The sequence below is a fragment of the Sporomusa intestinalis genome (assembly GCF_055383785.1).
In genome coordinates, this window is sequence record NZ_AP042390.1 from 891,621 (window position 1) to 915,335 (window position 23,715).

Genomic DNA, 23,715 nt, shown 5'->3' on the forward strand with positions numbered 1-23,715 from the left:
CATCTGAGGCATTTACGCCATGCTTATCCTGAGATATCCTGGAAATAGATATTTTAATAAAAACTAAATAAATGCCTTCATCAATGCGCAGAATTGTTGGCAAATCTAACGATGAAAACTGAGGGTTAAAAATGTCAAAATACTGGGAGGTTTTTCAACAGGCTAATCAGGGTATTTGTGTTTTTAATGGCAGGCTGGAAAAAATTTATGCAAATCCAAAGGCAAAGAAGGTGTTCGCAAATATCAGCTCTGAATTAAGCAAACAGTTTAAAAGTATCTGCCGGTGTTTTATGGCCATGGTAAGAACAAAAAAAACAAGGCTGCTTAATTACAGTGGTATCTTACATTATCAAAGTGTTGTTATTAATTTTAGCTGTTGTTCAATTTATTCCGATGAACAGGCGTATATTATGGTTGTTTTTGACTACCGGATTGCTAACGACAATGATAACGTCAGGGTTATTTTTACGCGGCGGGAGAAGGATATTCTGCATGCCATTGCTACCGGCAAGACCAATAAGGAGATCAGCAAAATGCTTGGTATTGGTTTTGAAACTGTAAAATCCCATGTACGCAACCTGCTGGCCAAAACCGGGGCATGTTCCCGGACGGAACTGATCAGTAAAAATTTTCCCCTTGATTACGGTACTTTAGGGCTGCCTCAGAATATGGTGCTGGATAAAAAGTAAATAACGGGATAGGTGCCTTTCGGGGCTTAATAGGGAAGTCCGGTGTAACACCGGCACGGTCCCGCCACTGTAAACGGGGAGCAACCTCTCATAGCTGACCTGCACCGCCTCTGCATGAGGCTGGTACCGGCTTCGCCTGCGGCGTGCCGGCCGGTAAAGCGTTAGCGACGGGCGCGGGAAGCCATGATCCGCAAGTCAGAAGAACTGCCTGTCCGACAATCGCCATTTTTACCTGCGAGTGACAGGGAGGAGATTTTTGCAGCCACCAGAGTGGACATGCCGGCGGCATTCTGTAAAATACTCCCGTAAGGGATTTTTTTATTGTTATTATCCTTAACTATTATAGGGCACGCTGCATAACAGCGTTTTTCAGCCCAAGATTTATATCCCTCAAATCTACCTCACATAAGGATGGGCGCCTGAATTTACTACTTGCGGTTAGGAGTTGTTTTATTTATGAAAAACCAACAAATCGAAAAGCTGACCCAGATGCTATTGGCCTGCGGCTACCATTCCGAACAAATTAGGCTGATCATTACTGAGACGCTGGACAGCCTTCCCGCTGAGGGGAGCCATTCTCGGGAACAGTCGGTCATTGAGGCCCTGGAAGGCTATGTGGAGTTTGCCACCAAATGTAAAATGACAAGCAACAAAGCAGTACAATACTAATAGAAGGAAGGTAATTCTATTGTCGATGAAAACAAAAGCGCTGATTCTGTTAACTTTAGTTGTGTTTTTGACCGGCCTCCTGGGGCTGGCGCAGCCCGGCGAGGCCGCGCGCAAAAAAAAGCCGGCTGTCTCGCCGGTCGGTGTAGTGGATTACAGTATTTTACTCAATCAGCATCCGGATAAGCCTGAGGCCGATAACAGGCTGCAGGCTGAGCATGAGCAGGCCAAACAGGAATATGACAGCAAAGCGGCCGGTCTCAGCGATGCCGGCAAACAGGAACTGGAGCTGCAGCTGCGGCAGCGGTTGGAGCAAAAGCGGCAGGAATTGCTAACCGCCATCACAACTAAAATTGATGCGGCTATCAGGGAAGTCGCAGCTGCCGAAGGGATTACGGTGGTGGTGCAAAAAAATGCCACCATTTATGGCGGTAAGGACATTACCAGCAATGTTCTGGAAAAATTAACCAAAACTAAATGACAGGGTATAGGTGTTCGCCCAAGGATTCATTAGGGCAGGCCGGGCAAGGCCGGCACTGCAAGCTTATACTACTCGATAATATACGCACTAACAATCTCTCCGTAATAAGCGATATGAAAATCCTTGTTTGCACCGTGAAATAAGCTGTCAACATCCTGTGGGTAAAATGTTTTCCTGTTTTCTGCGGTAATTTCACGCTCATCTTGTTTTTGCTTGTATATAACCCGGCACTCAAGCGTTAAAGGAAGCTCTTTGACAGCAGGAACCGAAATATGATTAGGTTTTTCCAGCGTCAGGTTAAGCTCTTTGATTTTATCCAGTTCACGACCGGATTTTGTCCCGCAAACCCCCAATATTTTTTTATCAAAAGCACCATAGGGTATATTTATTGTGAATTCCGGATTTTGTTCAAGTTGATGTTTGGTAAAACGGTTTTCTCTAACGAAAACTGTAAAAATCGGTTTTGACCATTCAATGCCGAGAGTACCCCAACCAATAGTCATAGAGTTCACTTTGTCATCGGCCTTTGTGGTCAGCAAAACGCCTGTTTTGACCGCTTTCATAATCTCATTAGCATAATCAAATACTTCAATTTCTTTTTTCACAGTAATATCCTCCTTTAAAAATTCGTTGTCTCTATGATACACTAACCTGCAAGCAGCAGAAAGTACGTACTTTTTGGTAAGATACTAACTAAAAGGGTACTATAAAAAGCAGGAAGGGCGTACATTTTGCTTTTTTGAATTGAATATTTTATGAATTTGTTGTTAATACTGCAGTGCAGGGTGGCGGGACCGCTGAAGCCGCTGTAGCAGCAGGAAGCGGGGGGTCGGCTATTGATTATTATAATCTTTAGAAAACAAGGGCAGTAAATATTGACAAAGGAAAAGATGTCCTGTATAATATGTACCATAACAGTGAAATTGAATATTGTTTGAGTTGGGTGCCCTTCAGGGCTTAATAGGGAAGTCCGGTGCGATGCCGGCGCGGTCCCGCCACTGTAACGGGGAGCAAGCTTAAGATATGCCACTGGGATAAAGATCCTGGGAAGGTTTAAGCAAGCAACGATCCGGAGTCAGGAGAACTGCCTAGCTGACAATCACCGTTTTACCCACGAGGTATGGGGAGGAGATTACAGTAAACACTTTTGAACCTGATTTATTCAGGTTGAATGTGTCCTTTTGCTGAATTTGCTCCTGGTATATTACCAGGAGTTTTGATTTAGTCACCACTGTAGAATTTCTCCCACCTGCAATAGCAGTTGGGAGTTTTCTTATTAGTTGCCATTTTTCTAAAACTCCTTTAAGTTATGCGCCTATTGGCACGGGTCTTTATGACCCGATTTTTTTTTCCAGAAGGCTGAACTGTCAATCCGGTTAAGGTCCTAGGCTGGCGTAGGGCTGACAATATATGTAGCAGAATTTGAGCAAAAAATTTTATAAAGACGAAGATAGGTGCCCTGAGGGCTTAATCGGGAAGCCGGTGTAATCCCGGCGCGGTCCCGCCGCTGTAAAGAGGAGTATTGTTCAACTGTGTCACTGGCTTGTTCCGGGAAGACAGAACAATATGATGAATCTGAGCCAGAATACCTGCCTATCTTATTACACACTGCACTTACGAGCGATAAGGAGGTGGGTTATGCCATACATAATAAAGCTTTCCCGGTGTTTTCATGGCCTAACCTGTAGAATACCCCTTGCTGTCACTGGTGAGGGGTATTTTTTACGGGTAATGCCGGACGGTGGCCCAAATTGCCGGCTGCCATAAGGGCTAGCGCAAGCAACTAATAGCAAAGGTAGACTAAGTAAGAGGAGAAGAGAAAAATGAGAGTAAGCAAGCACAACAGAAACATTGGTTTAGCGGCACTGTTGTTTTCCACACTGGCGCTGGCTTCGCCTGCCCATGCGGAGGATATCGAAGCTACAGAGGAATATGTCTGGGACACGATTTTGGTTACGGCGCAGCGCTATGAAAAAAAGGACCTGGATATCGGGGCGGCAACTGACGTATATACCAGCGAACAGTTACAGAACACCGGCGCCCGAAACCTGCAGCAGGCATTGGCCATGGCCACCGGCGTGATTTACCAGGCCAAAGGCCCCGGCGGGGCTTCGCTGGGATCTATGACCAGTAAAATTAGTATCAGGGGTGTGGAAAAAGGAACACTGCTGCTAATCAACGGCACGCCGGCCAATTTAAGAGGGTTGTATAATCTCGAGGATATGCCTCTGGAAAACGTGGAACGCATTGAGGTGGTCAAGGGCGGCGGGTCTGTTTTATATGGCAGCGAGGCTACCGGCGGTGTTATCAATATTATCACAAAGAAGGAAATGCCGAACACCGTTACTGTCGGCGGCGGCAACAAGGGGCAGCAAAACTATGCGCTGACGACGCAGGCCGGTAAGCTGGGTTTCAGCTATACCTATGATAAGTGGGGCGATGTTGGCAAAGTTTCTTCCAACTTGGCCACTCCGGAAATGTATAATGCATTTAATGGTTCGGAGAAAAATAATATTACCCTCAATTATGTTTTTGATGAAAATGTGGACTTAATGTACAGTCATAATGAATCAGTCAGCCGCTTTACCTATACCTTTGGTAAAGGCTATGACGCTAAATATGATTATCCTTATTTTATTGATGACAAGGCGCGCTACAATCGCCGGCACGATAATACCAAGGATTTTGTGCAGCTTAATGTGAAGCAGGGCGATTTAAAAGGCAATCTATACTATAATGCCAACAGTTTGCATTCTACCGGGATGGACTATTACAGTTCAACCGGCGAGAGCGACAAATATCCGCAATGGAAAGATTCCAAGGAGAAGAATCGCACATATGGTTTCGACCTGCAAAATATCTGGCAGACGAGCGGCAGTACGCTGTTATTTGGCGCAACCTATCAAAATGAGAGCTATACGCCGGAAGTGAAAGAAAGCACCCGCTATGAGCGCAATAATTATTCCCTTTACGGCCAATGGGAAGCGCCTCTGCGGGAGGCCGATACCTTTACGCTCAGTGCCCGGAAAAGCTGGACAGGCGGGGCTGCCGAAGATAAAAATTATCACAACTTCAGCGCCCAGGGACAGTTTGTCCATAAGCTGTCGGCCGACGCCAGTGTGTATGCCAGCATTGGCCAGTCCTATGTAATGCCAACTTTTGGCCAGATGTACTCCACTGGCGGTACTATGGTGGTCGGCGACCCCAATCTTCGGCCCCAGACCGGTATTCATTATGAAGTTGGCTGGAAGAAAAATCATAATAACCACAAATGGCGGGCGGCACTATTTAATTATGAGATTGAGGATAATATCAGCTTTAGCAAACAATCTGACAAATATTACGCCGTCAATGAGGATCTGAAAAATACGGGGATCGAGTTAAGCGCCGATATTCAGGGACATAACGGCTGGTCTTACCAGTACGGGCTGACCTACAGTGATCCCAAGGGCAGGGCAAAATCCGAAAAAACCGGCGTTAAAACCTATTGGGACAGAAACTTCGGCCGGCTGCAGCTCAATGGCGGGGCTACGTACCAGATGGATAAATGGACGGCCAGCCTCTCGGCGAATTACCTGGCCAAGCGGGTGCTTACGCCAAGCAATGCGCACTCTTTTGAAACCAAGCCTTATTTATTAACAAGCTTACATGTCAATTATGCCGTTGACGCAGTCAGTGAAATTAACTTGAGTATTGATAATGTGCTGGACAGGCAGGACAATGTCAACCATACCAGTTCGGCCTATTACACAACCCCCATTAATTACATGCTGAGTTATAAATATAAGTTCTAATATTATATTATGGGCAAATACCAGCCGTTTAAAGTGCTGGTATTTGTTTTTAGCACAGGGGACGGCACGGAACAGGGATGATCCCCGCAGTCATGGGCCGGAATATTGGAATTGTATTAACCGGAAGAAATATGTTTGACAACCCTAAGCGGCAATGGTAATATTAAACATGATATTTACAGAAAATTTAATATGATCAATAGGTGCCCGTAAGGGCTTAATAGGGAAGTCCGGTGCAATACCGGCGCGGTCCCGCCACTGTAATGGGGAGTGAATCCAAGAGATGCCACTGAGACGAAGGTCTTGGGAAGGTTTGGACGAGCGATGATCCGGAGCCAGGAGAACTGCCTATTGCAAATCACCGTTTAACCTACGAGCGATGGGGAGGGGATGCGAATACTTAATGTATCTATGTTCTCCCAATAATATATTGGGAGTTTTTTATTTGGTCTTATCCTTTCGACGGTTACTGCACCCGTTCTGCAGGAATTATAAATTGTTATGGAGATGAGATGTGTGAAAACAAGAAAGTCGAACAAGCCGAACAGGCAAAGGCATGCCTGGCTGTGTGCTATGGTGGCCGGCACGCTCTTAACACAGTGGCCAGGGGTTTCCTACGCCGAAGAAGTGGATGCATATGTGCTTGATCAGGTAGTGGTTACAGCCAATCGGGTACCAACCAAGCTTTCCCAGGCAGCGGCTAATGTTTCAATCATCGATAGAGAGGAGATTGAAAACGGACATTATAAGAGCCTGGCCGATGTGTTAAAACATGCCAATGGCGTTGAAATACGACAGCAGGGTTTTCCGGGGGCGGAAGAATATGTCCGCCTCAATGGTGATGAGCGGGTGCTCATCCTGATTGATGGACGTCGGGTGAATTTAAATAAGAAACCAGGCCATGGTCAGGCGACCTACAATCTAAATGTTCTTCCCTCCCTAAGCAATATTGAGCGCATTGAGATCGTAAAAGGAGCGGCGTCAGCAATATATGGCTCAGACGCTGTAGGTGGTGTTATTAATATTATTACCCGGCAAGGCGGCGAAAGTCGTTCGACTCTTGATATCGGAGCCGGCTCCTGGGGGTATAGGCAGTATGAGCTTACCACAGCAGGCGCTGAGGAAGGCTGGAACTGGTTTATTACAGCAGGGAAAGAAGAGCAGGATCACTCTGCCTATAAAGATTTTAAATTTGGCACCGTAAAAGATATGCCGAACAGCGCGTATGATCAGAAAAACATGACAATCCGTATTGACAGGGAATTAAGCGACACGACCTCACTGACATTCAGCGCGGAGCATGCTGACGACCATAAGGGGCAGCCTTATAAGCCACTTGGTTTTATAAACCATAATCCCAGTGCGTATTTAGATACGCTTACCAATAACTGGGATTTGACATATAATATGGATAAATCATCAACAACCCCGGGATACTTGCGCTTGTACCAAAATTATCATAAGTATGAATTGCATGATACCGATGAGGATTCGATGTACAACAATAAGGAAACCGGCATTGCCTGGCAGGATGGCTGGCACCTAGATGACAAAAACCTTTTGGTCGGGGGCGTGGAATGGCGCAATACCCGGGTGCAGCACACCTCAATGGGTAATCAGGAAATTACCAATAAGGCAGCATACTTGGAAGACCGGATGCAGCTAAATGACAAATGGATTCTGACTCCAGGCATCAGGTATGACCACCATAGTACGTTCGGTTCCAAGGCAACGCCGCGGGCTTCATTGAACTACCAGATGGATGAAACCACAGACATGTACATATCGTGGGGCAAGGTTTTTAATGCGCCGCTGGTAGATGATTTATTCTGGCCGGAGGAGGGTAGTGAGTATGAGTATGGAGGGCAAATCTACCGATACAAGCTGGTCGGCAATACCAACCTAAAACCTGAAACCGGCTATACGACGACAATAGGCATCAATAAAAAATTGGATAAGCGGACATATGTTAAGGCCAGTTATTTCCAAAGCAAGCTGCACGATGCAATTGACTGGGGCTCATATACATATGATGACAGCGGTATCTCTACAACTGTATATACACCGTCCAACATCAACGAATTACGCAAAAAGGGTGTCGACATAGAATTACGGCGGGCTATTTCGCCACTCTGGACTGTTATGACAGGATATTCTTATTTAAAGGTTGAGGAAAAAACTGGTGCTGCCTATATTCAGGACCCGGAAAACTCGCAGCCAAACGGTTACCGGCTAGGGGTTAGCTATGCCGATGAAAAATGGAATATTGATATTGATGGCACGGGGGCTACCGGGCGCAGTGCAACGAGGTTTACCTCTTCACGCTACTGGATTGTGGATCTGGCTATGAATTATTCTATTGATAAGCATGCCCGCGCCTATTTCAAAGTTAATAACTTAACAAATCAAGATTATGAATTAGTGGGAGATTCCCAACTTGGCTCGTTCCCCATGCCAGCCCGCAATTATCAGTTAGGCGTGAAATATTCCTTTTGAGGTTACAGCCAAAGTGATTTGATATAAGACCCAAAAATAGTTTCTGATTATACTAAGAGGTTGTGTTTTGCCTCTACCTCTTTAATGTAAGGTTACATCAAATCAAAACCGAAGGTGTTTGACAACTCCTGTCACAAATGGTATTATTAACATGTATAATATTCAGACATTGTAATTAAATAATCATGAGTTAGGTGCCCTTATGGGCTTAATAGGGAAGCCGGTTAAACACCGGCGCGGTCCCGCCACTGTAATGGGGAGCAAAACCAAGATATGCCACTGAGACATAACTGTCTTGGGAAGGTTTGGTGGAGTGATGAGCCAGAGCCAGGAGAACTGCCTAGCTGACAGTCACCGTTTAACCCACGAGCGATGGGGAGGGGATTACAGTCGCACCGGCTTGCTGTGGCATTTACTGCCAGGTTGGCTTTGTGTTTGCTGCTGAATTCACTCCTGGTCATTGACCAGGAGTTTCTATTTAGTGTGCGCTGTAAAAATTTCCCGGCTGTCGTGGCAGCCGGGTATTTAATTTTTTATTCATTTTTACGGGAAAGGGAGATGCGAAATGATAAAAACAAGAGATGATATATCTAAGCTGACGATAACCAGGATGGCAATCTATTATAACGCCCTGAAAAAAATGCTGGATGATGGCGAGACTATGTGCCTGTCCATTCAAATCGGCCAGCGTACCGGCATAAGCTCGTCGATAATACGCAAAGACCTGTCCTCTTTCGGTGAGTTCGGCACCAAGGGTGTCGGCTACAGGATTGATTTTCTGCTGCAGTGGATTGGTGAAATTCTGGGCTACAATACGGTTTGGAACACCATTGTGGTGGGCATGGAGATGCCTCTGTTATCGATAAATTGTTACCAGAATTTCCTGCCGCCCGGCTTCCGGATCACTGCGGTTTTAGACATGGATGAGCGGAATTACGGCGTCAGGATCCCTGAACTGGGTTTAACAATTGAAGCCCTGCGGAATCTGGAGACTGTGGTGTTGAAAAAGCAGGTGAGTATCGGGTTGGTAGCGGTGCTGCCCGAACAGGCCCAACTCGTTACTGACAGGCTTGTTGCAGCCGGTGTTGCCGGTATAGCCAATTTTACCCAGACCCAGGTAACAGTGCCTGAAGGCATTGCTCTGATCCAAATCAACGCCGGCCCGATGATCAGCCAGCTTTCCTATGATTTGGCCCGCCCTGTGCCTGCTCTGCGGTCTATTATTTGATGGCGTGGCAGTTGTAAATCGCGCTGCTAAAGCGGCAGCGATTTTCCCTGCGCCGGTTATGGAAAGCGAAGCTTCTGCAGCTTTCCTTTGGACCGGGTATAATATTCACTATATTCTGTATAAAACAGGATGTGTTTGACAATAGCTGATAACGGATGCTATTATTGGTAATAAATAAGCTGTTTTTCTGAAAATTGAATAGTAGGAGCCAGGTGCCTTAAAGGGCTTAATAGGGAAGTACGGTTAAAAGCCGGCGCGGTCCCGCCACTGTAATGGGGAGTTAGCCTAAGATATGCCACTGAGACGCAACCGTCTTGGGAAGGTTTGGGTGTAACGATGAACCAGAGTCAGGAGAACTGCCTGTCTGTCAATCACCGTTTTTACTCACGAGCGATGAGGAGGGGATTTAGAATATCAATTGCGGTTAATTGTTACGGTTATCTGGATTGATTTCCTCTGAACAGAACCCTCCCGGCCTGCGCCAGCGAGGGCTTTTATTTTTGTGGTACCTATGTGGGAGATTATGGAGGAGGCAATAACTATGGAGCAAGAGCAAAACAAGTCATCAAAAAAGGCTATTGTCGTTGTTAGCTTTGGAACTTCTTATCAGGAAACCCTTAAACTAAATATTGAAACTGTCGAAAACAAAATCCGCGCTAGTTTTCCCGAATATGAGGTGCGGCGGGCTTTTACTTCGCGTACCGTCATCAAACGTTTAGCCGCTGCCGGCGTTCAGGTTGATAATGAGATCCAGGCCTTACAGCGCCTGCAGGACGAAGGCTACAAGGAAGTATACCTCCAGCCTTTGCATATCGTGGCAGGTGCCGAATATGAAAAAATCAGGGTCCTTGTTGCCCATTACGCCCATGCCAAGGAAAAAGCTTTTGATAAAATCCGTTTGGGCCGCCCTCTGCTGTATTGCATGGGTCATGAGAATCATCCCGATGACTACGAAATTGCCATTAATGCATTAAAGACGCAGCTGCCTGCCGATGATGGCGCCAGCGCTGTGGTGCTTATGGGCCATGGCGGTATGCATCCGGCTAATGCTGCTTACTCGGTGTTGCAGCTAAAACTGGCAGACGCCGGCTTAAACAATGTTTTTGTGTATACTGTCGAAGGTTTTCCGTCTTTAAGCCGTATTATTGACAAACTGAAACTGCAACAGGTGAAAAAAGTTACCCTGATGCCATTTTTGCTGGTGGCTGGTGATCATGCAACCAACGACATGGCCGGGGATGAGGAAGATTCGGCGAAGTCGCAGTTGTTGGCGGCCGGCTTCCGTGTTGATGTATATTTCCATGGTTTAGGAGAGAATACCGCCATTCAGGATATCTATGTAAACCATCTCCGCTCTGCCATCGCCCATCCACTTCATGGCCACCGCCAGGCTGGGGGCAACTGCAGTCCCGGCCACAGCCACGCCTGCGGCAAAAGCCACGGTCACCGGCACGGACAGTCATAAGCCGGAAGTTGGTTATTGGCCGCTACCGTGTGGCTGGAAGCAGCCGGACTGATTTAACAAAATACAGCTGAAACAGGTGCCCTGCGGGGCTTAATAGGGAAGTCCGGTGGAACACCGGCGCGGTCCCGCCACTGTAATGAGGAGCAACTCCAATTATGCCACTGCGACGCCACCGAAGGAGGCTAGTGCCGAACACACCAGAAGTGTGTCGACGGTGCGACGCCACCGAAGGAGGCTAGTGCCGAACACACCAAAAGTGTGTTGACGGTGCGACGCCACCGAAGGAGGCTAGTGCCGGACACACCAGAAGTGTGTCGACGATGCGACGCCACCGAAGGAGGCTAGTGCCGGACACACCAGAAGTGTGTCGACGGTGCGACGCCACCGAAGGAGGCTAGTGCCGGACACACCAGAAGTGTGTCGACGGTGCGACGCCACCGAAGGAGGCTAGTGCCGAACACACCAAAAGTGTGTTGACGGTGCGACGCCACCGAAGGAGGCTAGTGCCGAACACACCAAAAGTGTGTTGACGGTGCGACGCCACCGAAGGAGGCTAGTGCCGAACACACCAGAAGTGTGTCGACGGTGCGACGCCACCGCTGCTAGCAGGTCGTGGGAAGGTTTGGAGGAGCGATGAGTCAGAGCCAGGAGAACTGCCTGTTTGACAATCACCGGTTGACCTACGAGCGATGGGGAGGGGGATTTTGCGATAACGCTTTTATAAAGCCGCAATAAACTCCTGGGTTAAGCTCAGGAGTTTATTTTTAGTTATTGCATCAATCGCAACAGCGGGTTTTTTGCGTCTACCAGAATTTATAAAAGAAATTCCGTGACATAAGAACGATTATACCCTAAAGGGCACAGGCGGCTTCTGCCATCGTCCCCAAGGACTTGACATAAGCCGAGTCTTTTCTTACGAATTGATGGAGAGAGGAATACAAGAGAAAAAAATGAAAAAAATTGCGTTTTACGGCAAGGGCGGGATTGGAAAATCGACAACAGCAGCCAATGTAACGGCGGCCCTGGCGGAACAGGGACACGCTGTCTGCCAGATTGGCTGCGACCCGAAAAATGACTCTACCAGACTGCTGCTTGGCAGCACCTGCAAACAAACAGTGCTTGATATGGTCAGAAAATATGGCGACGATGTGACTACAAGTCATGTGGTTCATAACGGTTTCCGGGGGGTTAAATGTGTTGAGGCCGGCGGTCCGGAGCCGGGGGTAGGCTGCGCCGGCCGCGGAATTATTGTTGCTTTGGAGAAGCTTAAAGCCCTGCAGTCGATTGCGGAAGATCATATTATTTTATATGACGTACTGGGCGATGTGGTGTGCGGGGGGTTCGCCGTGCCCATCCGTGAAGGCTACGCCACTGATATCTATATTGTGTCCTCCGGTGAGCTGATGTCGCTGTATGCTGCCAATAATATCGCTAAAGGGGTAGCAAGGTTTGCCGGCCGTGGTCAGGCCCGGCTTGGCGGTATTATTGGCAACAGCCGTAACATCGTGCATGAGCAGGCTTTATTAGAAGAGTTTGCCGCCAAACTTAATACCCGTCTGGTTGCTTATATCCCCCGGGATCAGACTGTTCATCAGGCGGAAATTCGCCGGCAGACTGTTATCGAATGGAAGCCGGACTCACCCCAGGCTGCTGTTTACCGGCAACTGGCCGCTTTGATCCTGGACAACCAGGAAATGTCCGTACCAACGCCCCTGGAATTTGAAGACCTTGAGGAACTGGTGTTGCGCTATGGTCAAGAGTAAGCGGCCCGTTGTCTCCCTGAAGAGCGGCTGCAGTTGCAGTATGCCTGGCGTGTGGCGGGCTGTAGCCCACAGCGAAGGGGCTGTAGTGATTTTTCACAGCCCTAAAGCCTGTGCCCATATAACCCAGGAGATGGGACTGGGTATTCATTACCGCCAGATATCCCGGCAGGAGTTTATGCCCGGACGTTACCGGGCCCCCTTAATTAGCAGTGAACTAAATGATGAACATTCTATCTTCGGCGGAGCGGAGCAGCTGCGGGCCTGCATCCGGTCTGTAGCCGGGCGCTACCGGCCCGGTTATATTGTGATTGCCAGTTCCTGTGTGGCCGGCATCATTGGTGATGATATCGCCGAGGTGGCCGCTCTGGCTGAACAGGAATTTAATATACCGGTTATTGCTTCTCCCTGCAGCGGGTATTTGGACGGAGAATATCATGCCGGTTTTTACCATACGGCCATGGCTGTGGCCGAGCGTTTGGTTACTCCGCAGCCTGTGCTGCCGGGCACGGTTGCGCTTTTAGGTGACCGTGGCGGGCCTGACAGCGAGGACTGCCGGGAAATGAAACGATTGCTCGGCTACTTTGGCTTAAAGGTCCATGCGCATTTTCCGGGCTATACCTCGCTTAATGACATGGGTTTGGTTGCCGCGTCATCACTGAACATCCTGATTGGCGGCAGGTCCCAGTCCTATGCCTGGATTCGCAAACTGGCCGCCGGACTCGAAAAAAGGTGCGGCACGCCGTTTTTTGACCGGGACCATCCTATAGGCTGGTTAGGGACCGCGGCGTGGCTGGCTGAGCTGGGGGCCTTACTGGAACGGCCTCAGGCAGCCCGGCAGGCAATTGCCGCTGAACAGCAGCGGTTGCAGGCCGCTGCCGGGGAAAGCCGCCGGACCTTGCGCCTGGCCCGGGCTGCCTTAGTTATCGGCCGGCCGCTGCCGTATTTTGAACCAGGCTGGGTGCTGGAGCTGCTTGCCCAGGCCGAAATGGAGCTGGTGGCTATTGTCTTGCTGCAGGGGGTGACCGGCCAGCAGCAGGAATTATTGCGGCAGGCCCTGGCCGCATATACAAAGGTGCCTGTCCTGCTGCAAAGTCAGGCCGGGGAAGTATTCAGTACAACTGAGCTGGTGCTGACTACGCATGAATTAGATGATGAAACGCTGCGCCAGTTTTTTGTGCCGGTATTACCGCCTATCGGTATAAGCGGTTTCATCCAACAACTGCAAAAACTGGAACGCCTGGCCCAGCGTCCGGTCCAGCGGGGAGGAATATTATATGGCTGATCAACAGTGGCATGATGTCCAAAGCTGCTTCAATGCCTGTGCCCTGACCGGGGCGGCGGCGTTTTTTGCCGGGATTGAGGATGCGGTTATTGTCGGCAACGGCCCGTTGTGGTGCTATTTCTATGCCCTCCGCTTTCTGGAGCATGCCTGCCCTGATATTGGCAGCCGCTTTTTTTGCTCCCAGGTCGATAATGATGCAGTGATTTACGGTACTGAAGAGGCCCTGCTGGCGACTCTGCAAACCGTCAAGGAAACTACCCGCCCGGCTGTGGTATTTATTGAAAGCAGCTGCTCAGTGAGTCTGATCGGCGATGATCTTGCCGCGATTGCCCGGCAGGCCGCTATGGCCTGTCCGGTAATTTGTCTGGAAAGCGGCGGTTTGGGCGGGAGCTTTCAAGAGGGATACCGGGCCGCGGCTAAAGCCTATTTTTCCGCAATGCCGTTGCCAAAAGGCCTGCCAGGAAAGGCGGGCACGGTCAATTTATTGGGGGCCACCTGCGGCTATTATAATGCCGTCAGTGATATACAGGAAATTAAGCGCCTGCTGGGAGTGTGTGGCTACCAGGTGCTGGCCTGCCCGGGGGCCGGTTCCAGCCAGGCCGGCATCGCCGCCATGGCTCAGGCAGATCTGAATATTGTCTTACATGCTGAGCTGGGGCTGGAAACAGCTTTGTTACTGCAAGACCAGTATGGTATACCCTATGTGGCCGCGCCGCCGCCGTATGGGCTGGAAGGCTCCTGGGAATGGCTCTGTGCGCTGGGGCAGGCCGGCGGCAAGTCAAAGCAGGATTTGGCAATAGCCGGTAAGGAACGGGATTTGCTGGAGCGCCGGCTGCGCAGCGCCACCCTGGAGATGGAACGGATTTGGGGTGAACTGTGGTTTGACCAGGTGCTGGTGGCGGCCCCTGCTTCCACCGCACTGGGGATGGCCCAGGCAATACGGCGGGAGTGGGTGGACACCGCTAAGCTGACGATCCTTGCGCAGGGCGGAATTATGCAGCAGATTCCGGCAGGCTTAGGCCGGGTAATCGATGCCAAAAAAGACGGCCAGGCACTGGCAGACTGCTTAAATCAACTGACGACAGGACTGCTGCTTGCCAGCAGCAATGAACGGGTCTGGCTGTGTCGCAACCAACAGCAGGCGGTGGTGTACCAGAATATAGCCTTGCCTGTATATGATGAAATCCGGCTCAGTCATCGACCGTTTATGGGGCTGCAGGGAGCTGTTCATCTGCTGGAGAGCCTGTGGGAAAGATATATTGCTGTTTGCCAGCAATATTGAGCGGCGCTGCCTGCTCCAACCGGGAAGATGCTGCGGCTGAATTGAACAAAGAAAGGTGAGCGGGTTGTGGCCATGTTGATTGATTCGCATGAGGACATGGGTAATTTCAGCACCTATGTGCTGCTGCCTGTGTCGTTTTTATGTGCTGCTTTTTAGGTGGCCAGCCTCCGGATAATGGAAAAGGTGCGGGAGTAGAAGGAAAATTATGAAACTAACAGCATTGCTCAGTTTATATCTCATCGCTCTTTGCCTGCTGCCGCCATTAGGGGCAGGGCAAACAAATGATGATGTTACTATTTCGTTGCAAGTACCTTACTATTTAGGAAAACCGCGGGAAGGCGTCAGGCCGGGGAGTCAGCTGCAGGCCCTGTACAGCATCGAAAACCGCAGTCAGGCTGCGGTTGCCGCCACACTTTCCATTAAACTGCCCCCCGGATTTTCTCTAGTTGACAGGTCTACTGTATGGCAGGTGGAACAACACCCGGAGGGGGATATTCTGCAGCGGCACATTGACTTAGCCGGCGGCTACAGCCAGTGGTTCGACTTATTGACAATCCAGGCTGCGGCAGATGTAATACCAGGTACCTATGCCATTACCATCAGCGACGGCCGGCAGAGCCGGCAGATACCATTTACCGTAATTACAACAGGCCGGAGTCTTGGCAATCAGCCGGCAGTTATTGAGGAAATTATCCTGCCGCTGGACCGGGATGGAAAAAATGACGAGCGGTTATCACGCAATACACTGGTCATGCGTGACAAAAGCTGGGACTATTATAAAAATATTATCAATGGCAAAGGGGCCTCCAATCTGGAGGTGGAGGCGCTGCACCCGCTTACCCACATGCGGCTTATTGTCAATAATCCGTCTGAGCAGCAAAAACTGGTGGTTATTACGGCCCGGTTGCTTGATGCAAATAGCCGCGAGCCGGTGTCCGGCCTGTTTACGCCGGGAACAACCGGCGAGGATAAGGATGCCGGCTCACTGGGCGGGCACGAGGATAAGCTGGTCGCTTTTGCCGCGCTCACCGGTGAGTCCAGACAGGCTGTTCAACTGCCTGTTTATATGAACGAGCAGGCGCTGACAGGAGGGCAGTACATCCTGCGGGTGATTATGGAAGATGAGTTTGCGCCACCCATTGTGCAGGAAACAGTGCTTACTGTTGTTAAAAAGGATGTAAAAGCCCTGGCCATTATTGGCGGCGCGGCCGTTACTTTGCTGGCGGCGCTGCTGCTGGCTGTCAGTCGCGTCAGGTCTGTTCTGACAACGCTGAAAACCCGCTGGCTGGTGACGGTGGCTTTATTCGGGGCGGCGGCGTTTGCGGTTGTTACGGTGCCGTCCACCCTGCTCAGTGATTTCTTTCATATTCTGATGGGGCCTTTCGGGTTTATTGTTACCGGCTTATTTCACAGTATTATGCTGTATATGATGATCATAGCGCTGGTTATACTGATTCCCCGGCCAGGGGTTATCGCCCTGATGATTATTGTGCGTCTCCTGCTGGGAATGCTGGCCTTCGGGCAGGTATCACCGATTAGTTTATTGTCTTATGGGATTAATGCCCTGCTGCTGGAAACGCTGCTGTACAGCAGCGGTCTGTACCGCCACCTGCAGTCAGCCCATGCGGCAGCCGGCCTGAGCTGGCATAAGATTGCCTGCCTGGCCTTGATCTGCGGGGTGGCCGACAGTATTGCGACCTATGTTAGTCTCCAAGGCCTGTCGGTGTTATACCGGATGTACTATGCCGACTGGTATATTTATCTGCTGTTATTGATTAACGGCTTCTTATATACCGCCATTGGCGCGGTCTGCGGTGTGCGGCTTGGCAGCCGTTTATGCCGGGTAGGGGGGGACTGAGATGCAGTTTTTGGTGGAATGGCAGAATGTAACCTTTACGTATAAACATGCAAGTCAGCCCAGTGTCAATCAGTTCAACCTGCAGGTAGCGGCCGGCGACTTCGTACTGATTACCGGTTCGACAGGCTGTGGCAAAAGTACATTACTAAAAATGCTTAATGGACTTATTCCGGAAGAGAGCGGCGGGGTGCTGGGCGGTACTGTGCTGGTGAACGGGCAGGATACCCGCCGGCTCAGTGTCAGCCAGCTGAGCCGGACGGTGGGAATGGTGTTCCAAAGCCCGGAGGATCAGATTTTTTCCACAACAGTGTATGACGAAACGGCTTTTATTTTGGAGAATATGGGCATGGCTGCCGCCGACATTACCCGCCGGGTTGATGAGGCCCTGACGCTGGTAGGGATGCTCGATAAACGGGAAGCAAGCGTACATGCCCTGTCAGGGGGGCAAAAACAGCGCCTGGCGGCCGCCTCGGTATTGGCGGCCAGGCCGGCTATTCTAGCCCTGGATGAACCGATCAGCCAACTTGATCCTCAGGGGGCTACTGAATTGTTGGCCGTGCTGGAAAAAATCAACCGGGAGCTTGGCATTACCGTTATTCTGGTGGAACACCGCCTGCATGAGGTTATGCCGCTATGTAACCGCGTTGTCATTATGGAGGAAGGAAACCTGCTGTGGGAGGGTACCAGAGAGGCGGCGTTCGGCTGTCCGGAGTTGTTTGCCGACAATGGCCTCAGGGTGCCGCAGCCGGTGGACATATGCCGGCGGCTGGGGATTGTAGCCTCGTCGGCCGGGGTTGGAGAGGCTGTAGCCGCTATCCGGCGGCGGTACCCTGTACCGCCCATGGTCCAGACGGCATGTACGCTGGCGGCAGCCGGCAGCAGTTCGGAGCCGGCTATGGAGATTCAGAAGGTATCTTTCTGGTATGAGCGGAGCCGCCAGCCGGTTCTGGATCATATTGATCTCGTTATTCCCCGGGGGCAGTTTGTGGCGCTTATGGGCAATAACGGGGCCGGGAAATCAACCTTGCTGCAACAGATAGGCGGGCTGTTGACGCCGCAGCAGGGAGCCGTGCGGGTATTAGGCCAGCCGCTGGCCGCTGTACGTCGCCAGGTGGGGATGGTATTGCAAAATCCGGATCTGATGCTGTTTAACAGTACGGTAGCCGATGAGGTGGCCTTTGCTCCCCGGCAGCAGGGAGGAAGCGATCTCACGCCTTACTGCCGGGAACTGCTGCTGAAAATGGGGTTAAACGGCCGGGAAGAAGAGTTCCCGCTGGCTCTTAGCCGCGGCCAGCGCCTGCGGCTGGCCCTGGCGGCCGTATTGTCCTGCCGGCCGGCGGTATTGCTGCTGGACGAGCCGACAACAGGGCAGGATATCGGTCATATTGAGGACATTATTGTCTTGTTGAAAGAGTATGTGGCGCACGGAGGAACAGTGGTGTTTTGTACTCATGACACCGAGGTTGCCGCCGGTCATGCCGACCGGGTCATTGTTCTGTGCCAGGGGCGCCTGGCGGCGGACGGGCCGCCGTCTTTAGTCTTCAATCAGGATGACATGCTGCGCCGGGCGGGTTTAAAGCCGCCGGCTGCTTTGCTGGTGGCGCAGCAACTGTATGGCGGCGTGGCCATGGGGGTAGAGGAGGTGGTGCGGTATGTCCGTCAGGGATGTCTGGGAAGCAACGCCGGGTGATACCCTGGTGCATAAACTTGACGTACGGACTAAAGTAGTATTATTGGCCGGGTTTGCAGCGGCCGCGATTCTGATTGACAGTCCCCGTACCTTATATTTGTTGTTTTGCCTGACTTTGGCTATGCACATCCTGGCCCGGTCAAGCGCGCCGCGATGGCGGATACTGATTATTTTTGTCCTGCTGGGTTTATGGGGGTCGATGGTCAGCCAGGCATTGTTTTATTCCCGCGAGCCAAGAACCATTGTGGCTTGCCTCGTACCACCGTCCCTGCCGGTTCTCGGGGCTTTGACCGGCGGCGTGTTTGTCTACCGGGAGGGGCTGGAGTATGGCGCGGTCCAGGCCTTGCGCTCGGCAACTATGCTGTCGTTAGGTTTGCTGCTGAGCTGGACGTCAGATCCCCGGCAACTGCTTAAAAGTTTTGTTGCCTGGAGAATGCCGTATGAGCTGGCCTTTATGCTGATCAGCGGCCTGCGTTTTCTGCCGGTTATTTTTCAGGAAACGGCTATTGTCCTGACTGCGCAGCGGCTGCGGGGGTTTGAGCCGTTAAAGGCATTAGCGCCCCGCCGGCTGATTCAAACCGCCTTCCAGACCCTCTTTCCCATTCTGGCAAGGACGCTGAGGCGGGCAGCAACTCTGGCGGCCTCGGTTGAAAGCCGTGGCTTCGGGCGGGAAGCACGGGTGGCGGAAATAAAGCAGTGGCCGGCAGGCGAACAGCGGTTCTGTCTGGGGGTTTTGGCCGCAATTGTCCTCCTGCTGGGGTTAAAACTTCTGGATGTGCTGCAATTCAACGGTATGCTTTTCATTCCGGCCTGGCGTGACCTGTACGATGTAATGAAAGTGTGGATGTGAAATATACATGAGAAAGCTGCAAACAGCAGGGTTTATTTTTCTGTTCCTGATAACCTTAGGCCTTTTGGCAAGCCATATTTTTGATAATGCTGCTGCCGGGCCGGTGCTCTCATCCCGGCAGACCGGGACCCAAACCGGTGCTTTTGTGCAAGTGGCCGACATTTCACTGGGTAAAGTAGAAGTACATAATTTTCAGAGGATGGGTTTCACAAAAGGGTTTATTAAGTTTTCGCCAGACAGCCGGCATTTGGCCATTGGTACTGAGAACGGTGAGCTGATGCTGCTCAATCTCAAGGGACAGGTACTGTGGCGTAAAAATATGGGGCTGGGTAAGTTATCGGCCCTGGAATTTTCACCGGACAGCCGGTATTTATATATTGGCGAAATCAGTCAACAGGGATACCTGTTGTGCATAAACCGGGAAGATGGCCGGGAAATCTGGCGGCAGCCCAGTGTCAGCGAACTGGGGGTCAATATTCAGGATAAAACCTATCCTGGTATCATAGCAGTCAGGACTGATGCCAAGGGGATGGTATACGCAGTCGGGCAGCGTTATATCCGTTATGCCGACGGAAGAAATGAGTACCGGGGGCGCATTTACAAATTTAATGCCGCGGGAGTGCGGCAGGCAATGTTTCCGGCTGACCACAATCTGGATGCCTGGGTCAGCTGGGTAAGTGTCGACGCCGGCGGCAGCAGGGCTGCTTTTGGCACGGCGAATTGGGATGAGGGCTCAACTAACCGCTATACGGACAGCATGTACTGCCTGGACGGGGCTTTGCGGCAAATACTGTGGAGTGCAGAGATTCCCCCGGCTCCGCCTTATCTGAACACAACCATGCGCAGCAGCCCGGAGCTTACGCCCGGCGGCAGGCATGTTGCCGGTGTGGCCAGTGACGGCCGGTGCTTTTTGTATGATGGAGATGGCCGCGAGATATGGTTCCGTACCATCAGCCAGCCGCAGCAAGTAGGCGGGGTGTATATAAATGCTGTCGGTAATTATGTGCATCTTACGGAAGAACATGCAGTGTTTACAACCGGCAATACCTACAACCGGGCTAACTGGCAGCTGCCCACGCCGGTAGAACACCCTGGCTCGAACAGTGTATTTGTTTTTGATCTGTCAGGCAAGCTTGTCAGCCGTTACAAGCTGGGCGGCATGGTCGAGCAAATCAGCGGCACGGAGCAGACAATGGCCATTGCTATCGGCCGTAATGTCCGGACCAGGGATGTCGGGGTGCATGGGTTATATCTTTTATCCCTGCCTGACGCCCGGCTGCTTGATTATGCTGCCACTACCGGCCCGTGCGTAGGGGCGGCCATCAGCCCTGACGGCCGTTATGCTGCGGCGGTGGAAGCGCCATTGCAGCTGGATGATGGTCAGGTTATAGGTGCATATCGCTTATTATTATTAAAAAGAAATTAGTTACGCCTGGCCGGTACTGGCATGCAGGGCGCTATAAGGAGGGATTGCTATGACAATTGCCTTGGTCGATGTAGGGAAAACATATAACATTGATGGCAGTGAGGTTTTTGCCCTGGACGGGGTTAACCTGACTATTCCCGCCGGGGAATTTACCGCAATTATGGGACCTGAGGGCGCAGGTAAATCAACACTTATTAATATTTTAGGCTGCAGGGACCGGCCGACCATTGGCTCCTATACCCTTGACGGCCAGGAGATAACATGTCTGAACGATGCCGCATTAGCTGCCACCCGGAATCAGAAAATTGGTTTTGTGCACCAGTACTTTAACCTGTTGCCGCGCATGTCGGCTTTACAGAACACCACGCTGCCATTAATTTATGCCGGTGTTGATAAACAGGAACGCTACGAGCGGGCGGAACAGGCGCTGCTGACTGTAGGGCTGAGTAAGAATATGCGGCAGCGCCCAAATGAAATGACCGGCGGTCAACGGCAGCGTGTGGCCATTGCCCAGGCACTTGTTAATAATCCGTCCATTATTCTGGCTGATGAACCGACCAGTAATCTGGATACTAGAGCAGGTAATGAGATTATGGAGGTTCTTAGCCGTCTTAATCAGCAGGGCCACACCGTTGTCATCGTCACCAATGCCTCTGAGATTGCCCGGCGCACAGGCCGTGTTATTCATGTGCGCAATGGGCGTATTTTAGGGGAGGAGAGCGTGTAATGCCCCGTAAATCCAGCCATTCCCGGGGAAAACCGCCGGGCGTGGCTGGATTTACGGGATAGTTTACAATTAAAATAAATAATAAATTAAGTACTGGGAGATATTGACTAAAAGCTCGTTTCGCGTTATATTAATGATAAAGATTATCATTTTCACTGATAAAAATGCATTGTGGGGGTGAGCAAAAAGCAGCTGAACTAAAGCTTTGGCTGATATTTTTTTTGACAAGCGATTGAGAACCTATTTCAATTATGGAGGGATTAAGCATGAAAAAGCTAGCTGTTATTTATTGGAGTGGTACTGGGAATACGGAACAAATGGCTGTGGCTGTAGCGGACGGTGCTAAAAGCAATGAAGGCGTTAGTGTTGAATTAATTGCCGTAAATAATGCGAATAAAAATAATGTTGGTGAAGCGGATGCGGTTGCTTTAGGCTGCCCGTCTATGGGGGATGAAGTGCTGGAGGAAACGGAAATGGAGCCATTTGTGGCAACCTTACAGGCCGCTGAGTTAAGCGGCAAACCGCTGGCTTTATTTGGCTCCTATGGCTGGGGCGACGGACAATGGATGCGGGATTGGGAGGAAAGAATGAAGGGCCTTGGCGCCGAGTTGGTAGCGAATGGCTTGATTGTACAGGAAAGTCCTGACGACCAGGGGCTTGGCCAGTGCAAAGAGCTGGGGGCAAAATTAGCCCAGACAGCTGTAAAATAATAATCTGACAAATAGTTATTGACATATTTTGGGCTACATGCTACATTTAATTTGAAACGAAAAACAGATACATAAAACAATTGAATATTGGAGACAGGTGCCCGCAAGGGCTTAATAGGGAAGACCGGTGTAAAACCGGCGCGGTCCCGCCACTGTAATGGGGGAGCAAACCTAAGGTATACCACTGAGACTTAGTCTTGGGAAGGTTTGGGCGAGCAATGATCCAGAGCCAGGAGAACTGCCTGTCTGACAGTCACCGTTTTACCCACGGGCGATGGGAAGGGGATTATTATAAGAATCATTTAGCCAGATAGATTGCTTTTTTCAGTTCGACCCTCCCGCATTATGTAAGGGAGGGTTTCTTTATTGCCATTTTGGCCATCATCAAGCGTAAAATATAATGTGGTCAAGGCACTGTCTGAACTTGTGCGATAAATGTTTGTTCCGGGTGTAGTGTCCCAGGACAGAACTCCTGAGCCAGGCTCAGGAGTTTTATTTTCCAGACCGCAAGCTTAACATTCGCCAAAGGCCCGGCTGCCGCTTTTGCCAAACCTGCGTGAGCCGTGTTTGCTGCCAGGGGGGTTGATTGCATCAGGGTGAGCGGGTCATACTAATAAAAACATAACAGGGACGGTGAAATACAATGCAAAAAGTCGCTAGCTTACTGTCGCTTCTTGGCAAGCACGATCCCGGTACCCTCAGCCATTGCCAGAGTGTTGCCATGCAAATGTTTGAATGGGCAGCCTGTATGGATTTTTCTGAGCGGGAGATGCAAAAATCCCTGACCTGCGGCATGGTGCATGATATTGGGAAACTATGTCTGTCAAGTACAATCCTAAACAAAGTCGAACCATTGTCAGAGCATGAAGAGACGATGATTAAATTTCATCCTTTATATGGGGAAGCAATCCTTAACGCCATGGGATTAGCAGAAATCAGCCGGGTTATCCGGTATCATCGTGACCGCTATGATGGCTGGGGGTCCCCGGATGGTCTTAAAGAAGCCGAGCTTCCGTTTTTAAGCCGAATGCTTGCTGTTTGTGACGCCTTTGATGAAATGACAAACAGGCGCCAGGAAAATAGCCGGAATTTAAATACCCAGCAGGCTTTGCTGGCAATAGAGCGCTGTGCCGGCACCCGGTTTGATCCATGGCTGTGTCATCAATTTAACAGTTATATGGAAAAAATAGAAGCGAAAAAGGATGAGTATCTGATCTGAAGGATTGCTGCTGTAGGCCAGAGAAGCAGGAGAATAGGCTATGGGCGGGAAAATATAGTTAAAAGCTGTGATAAGGAAATGACATACAG

At 50.5% G+C, this 23,715-nt stretch carries 18 protein-coding genes and 8 riboswitches; of the genes, 17 read left to right on the forward strand and 1 reads right to left on the reverse strand.

Annotated features, from left to right (window positions below; translation table 11 throughout):
- Positions 1-290: 290 nt before the first annotated feature.
- The 3 genes from ACZ481_RS04105 to ACZ481_RS04115 all read left to right on the forward strand — a co-directional run bounded on the left by ACZ481_RS04105 (position 291) and on the right by ACZ481_RS04115 (position 1,836).
- Positions 291-689: a response regulator transcription factor gene (locus ACZ481_RS04105; RefSeq protein ID WP_464768904.1), complete on the forward strand. Its 399-nt coding sequence runs from the start codon at positions 291-293 to the stop codon at positions 687-689.
- Positions 683-915: riboswitch (cobalamin riboswitch) on the forward strand. It overlaps the preceding gene by 7 nt.
- 230 nt (positions 916-1,145) lie before the next feature.
- Positions 1,146-1,358 carry a hypothetical protein gene (locus ACZ481_RS04110; protein ID WP_464768905.1) on the forward strand — a complete coding sequence of 71 codons (213 nt, stop codon included), beginning with the start codon at positions 1,146-1,148 and terminating at the stop codon, positions 1,356-1,358.
- A 25-nt stretch (positions 1,359-1,383) separates the two neighbouring features.
- Entirely contained in the window at positions 1,384-1,836 is a 453-nt protein-coding gene (locus ACZ481_RS04115) for an OmpH/Skp family outer membrane protein (protein ID WP_464768906.1), read from the forward strand.
- A gap of 68 nt (positions 1,837-1,904) precedes the next feature.
- Here the strand turns inward: ACZ481_RS04115 and ACZ481_RS04120 are convergent, their stop codons facing one another.
- The gene (locus ACZ481_RS04120; RefSeq protein WP_464768907.1) at positions 1,905-2,441 is read right to left on the reverse strand and encodes a flavin reductase family protein; all 537 of its coding nucleotides are present in this window, start codon (positions 2,439-2,441) and stop codon (positions 1,905-1,907) included.
- A 319-nt stretch (positions 2,442-2,760) separates the two neighbouring features.
- A riboswitch (cobalamin riboswitch) is annotated at positions 2,761-2,942 on the forward strand.
- A gap of 329 nt (positions 2,943-3,271) precedes the next feature.
- Positions 3,272-3,447: riboswitch (cobalamin riboswitch) on the forward strand.
- 212 nt (positions 3,448-3,659) lie between these two features.
- Between ACZ481_RS04120 and ACZ481_RS04125 the strand changes: the two genes are divergently transcribed.
- From ACZ481_RS04125 to ACZ481_RS04190, 14 genes are all read left to right on the forward strand, one after another.
- A complete protein-coding gene (locus ACZ481_RS04125; protein ID WP_464768908.1) occupies positions 3,660-5,630 on the forward strand; it encodes a TonB-dependent receptor plug domain-containing protein in 1,971 nt (656 codons plus the stop codon).
- A gap of 184 nt (positions 5,631-5,814) precedes the next feature.
- A riboswitch (cobalamin riboswitch) is annotated at positions 5,815-5,996 on the forward strand.
- Positions 5,997-6,146: 150 nt separating this feature from the next.
- A complete protein-coding gene (locus tag ACZ481_RS04130) occupies positions 6,147-8,126 on the forward strand; it encodes a TonB-dependent receptor plug domain-containing protein (protein WP_464768909.1) in 1,980 nt (659 codons plus the stop codon).
- Between the two features lie 175 nt (positions 8,127-8,301).
- Positions 8,302-8,484: riboswitch (cobalamin riboswitch) on the forward strand.
- Positions 8,485-8,691: 207 nt separating this feature from the next.
- On the forward strand, positions 8,692-9,354 hold the full coding sequence (locus ACZ481_RS04135) for a redox-sensing transcriptional repressor Rex (protein WP_464768910.1): 663 nt from the start codon (positions 8,692-8,694) through the stop codon (positions 9,352-9,354).
- A gap of 193 nt (positions 9,355-9,547) precedes the next feature.
- Positions 9,548-9,732, forward strand: a riboswitch (cobalamin riboswitch).
- Between the two features lie 163 nt (positions 9,733-9,895).
- A complete protein-coding gene (locus tag ACZ481_RS04140) occupies positions 9,896-10,819 on the forward strand; it encodes a sirohydrochlorin cobaltochelatase (protein WP_464768911.1) in 924 nt (307 codons plus the stop codon).
- A 57-nt stretch (positions 10,820-10,876) separates the two neighbouring features.
- Positions 10,877-11,063: riboswitch (cobalamin riboswitch) on the forward strand.
- Between the two features lie 706 nt (positions 11,064-11,769).
- The gene (locus ACZ481_RS04145) at positions 11,770-12,582 is read left to right on the forward strand and encodes a nucleotide-binding protein (RefSeq protein ID WP_464768912.1); all 813 of its coding nucleotides are present in this window, start codon (positions 11,770-11,772) and stop codon (positions 12,580-12,582) included.
- Positions 12,569-13,864: a nitrogenase component 1 gene (locus tag ACZ481_RS04150; RefSeq protein WP_464768913.1), complete on the forward strand. Its 1,296-nt coding sequence runs from the start codon at positions 12,569-12,571 to the stop codon at positions 13,862-13,864. Before ACZ481_RS04145 ends, ACZ481_RS04150 begins: the two co-directional genes overlap by 14 nt.
- A complete protein-coding gene (locus ACZ481_RS04155; RefSeq protein ID WP_464768914.1) occupies positions 13,857-15,146 on the forward strand; it encodes a nitrogenase component 1 in 1,290 nt (429 codons plus the stop codon). Before ACZ481_RS04150 ends, ACZ481_RS04155 begins: the two co-directional genes overlap by 8 nt.
- 205 nt (positions 15,147-15,351) lie before the next feature.
- Positions 15,352-17,004 carry a hypothetical protein gene (locus ACZ481_RS04160; protein WP_464768915.1) on the forward strand — a complete coding sequence of 551 codons (1,653 nt, stop codon included), beginning with the start codon at positions 15,352-15,354 and terminating at the stop codon, positions 17,002-17,004.
- Between the two features lies 1 nt (position 17,005).
- A complete protein-coding gene (locus tag ACZ481_RS04165) occupies positions 17,006-18,694 on the forward strand; it encodes an ABC transporter ATP-binding protein (RefSeq protein ID WP_464768916.1) in 1,689 nt (562 codons plus the stop codon).
- The gene (locus ACZ481_RS04170) at positions 18,657-19,544 is read left to right on the forward strand and encodes an energy-coupling factor transporter transmembrane component T family protein (RefSeq protein ID WP_464768917.1); all 888 of its coding nucleotides are present in this window, start codon (positions 18,657-18,659) and stop codon (positions 19,542-19,544) included. The genes ACZ481_RS04165 and ACZ481_RS04170 overlap by 38 nt, the downstream gene beginning before the upstream one ends.
- A gap of 7 nt (positions 19,545-19,551) precedes the next feature.
- Positions 19,552-20,970, forward strand: a complete 1,419-nt coding sequence (locus ACZ481_RS04175) for an outer membrane protein assembly factor BamB family protein (RefSeq protein ID WP_464768918.1) — start codon at positions 19,552-19,554, stop codon at positions 20,968-20,970.
- A 49-nt stretch (positions 20,971-21,019) separates the two neighbouring features.
- On the forward strand, positions 21,020-21,697 hold the full coding sequence (locus ACZ481_RS04180) for an ABC transporter ATP-binding protein (RefSeq protein ID WP_464768919.1): 678 nt from the start codon (positions 21,020-21,022) through the stop codon (positions 21,695-21,697).
- A 266-nt stretch (positions 21,698-21,963) separates the two neighbouring features.
- Complete coding sequence (locus ACZ481_RS04185) at positions 21,964-22,407, forward strand: flavodoxin (protein ID WP_464768920.1); 444 nt, start codon at positions 21,964-21,966, stop codon at positions 22,405-22,407.
- A gap of 78 nt (positions 22,408-22,485) precedes the next feature.
- A riboswitch (cobalamin riboswitch) is annotated at positions 22,486-22,667 on the forward strand.
- A 383-nt stretch (positions 22,668-23,050) separates the two neighbouring features.
- Positions 23,051-23,626 carry an HD-GYP domain-containing protein gene (locus ACZ481_RS04190; RefSeq protein WP_464768921.1) on the forward strand — a complete coding sequence of 192 codons (576 nt, stop codon included), beginning with the start codon at positions 23,051-23,053 and terminating at the stop codon, positions 23,624-23,626.
- The last annotated feature ends 89 nt before the right edge of the window (positions 23,627-23,715 follow it).

What these genes read in the sequence shown, in the direction of transcription:
- ACZ481_RS04105 (WP_464768904.1), top strand. Translation starts at nt 291, where the DNA reads ATGGCCATGGTAAGAACAAAAAAAACAAGGCTGCTTAATTACAGTGGT.
- ACZ481_RS04110 (WP_464768905.1), top strand. Translation starts at nt 1,146, where the DNA reads ATGAAAAACCAACAAATCGAAAAGCTGACCCAGATGCTATTGGCCTGC.
- ACZ481_RS04115 (WP_464768906.1), top strand. Translation starts at nt 1,384, where the DNA reads ATGAAAACAAAAGCGCTGATTCTGTTAACTTTAGTTGTGTTTTTGACC.
- ACZ481_RS04125 (WP_464768908.1), top strand. Translation starts at nt 3,660, where the DNA reads ATGAGAGTAAGCAAGCACAACAGAAACATTGGTTTAGCGGCACTGTTG.
- ACZ481_RS04135 (WP_464768910.1), top strand. Translation starts at nt 8,692, where the DNA reads ATGATAAAAACAAGAGATGATATATCTAAGCTGACGATAACCAGGATG.
- ACZ481_RS04140 (WP_464768911.1), top strand. Translation starts at nt 9,896, where the DNA reads ATGGAGCAAGAGCAAAACAAGTCATCAAAAAAGGCTATTGTCGTTGTT.
- ACZ481_RS04145 (WP_464768912.1), top strand. Translation starts at nt 11,770, where the DNA reads ATGAAAAAAATTGCGTTTTACGGCAAGGGCGGGATTGGAAAATCGACA.
- ACZ481_RS04150 (WP_464768913.1), top strand. Translation starts at nt 12,569, where the DNA reads ATGGTCAAGAGTAAGCGGCCCGTTGTCTCCCTGAAGAGCGGCTGCAGT.
- ACZ481_RS04155 (WP_464768914.1), top strand. Translation starts at nt 13,857, where the DNA reads ATGGCTGATCAACAGTGGCATGATGTCCAAAGCTGCTTCAATGCCTGT.
- ACZ481_RS04160 (WP_464768915.1), top strand. Translation starts at nt 15,352, where the DNA reads ATGAAACTAACAGCATTGCTCAGTTTATATCTCATCGCTCTTTGCCTG.
- ACZ481_RS04165 (WP_464768916.1), top strand. Translation starts at nt 17,006, where the DNA reads ATGCAGTTTTTGGTGGAATGGCAGAATGTAACCTTTACGTATAAACAT.
- ACZ481_RS04170 (WP_464768917.1), top strand. Translation starts at nt 18,657, where the DNA reads ATGTCCGTCAGGGATGTCTGGGAAGCAACGCCGGGTGATACCCTGGTG.
- ACZ481_RS04175 (WP_464768918.1), top strand. Translation starts at nt 19,552, where the DNA reads ATGAGAAAGCTGCAAACAGCAGGGTTTATTTTTCTGTTCCTGATAACC.
- ACZ481_RS04180 (WP_464768919.1), top strand. Translation starts at nt 21,020, where the DNA reads ATGACAATTGCCTTGGTCGATGTAGGGAAAACATATAACATTGATGGC.
- ACZ481_RS04185 (WP_464768920.1), top strand. Translation starts at nt 21,964, where the DNA reads ATGAAAAAGCTAGCTGTTATTTATTGGAGTGGTACTGGGAATACGGAA.
- ACZ481_RS04190 (WP_464768921.1), top strand. Translation starts at nt 23,051, where the DNA reads ATGCAAAAAGTCGCTAGCTTACTGTCGCTTCTTGGCAAGCACGATCCC.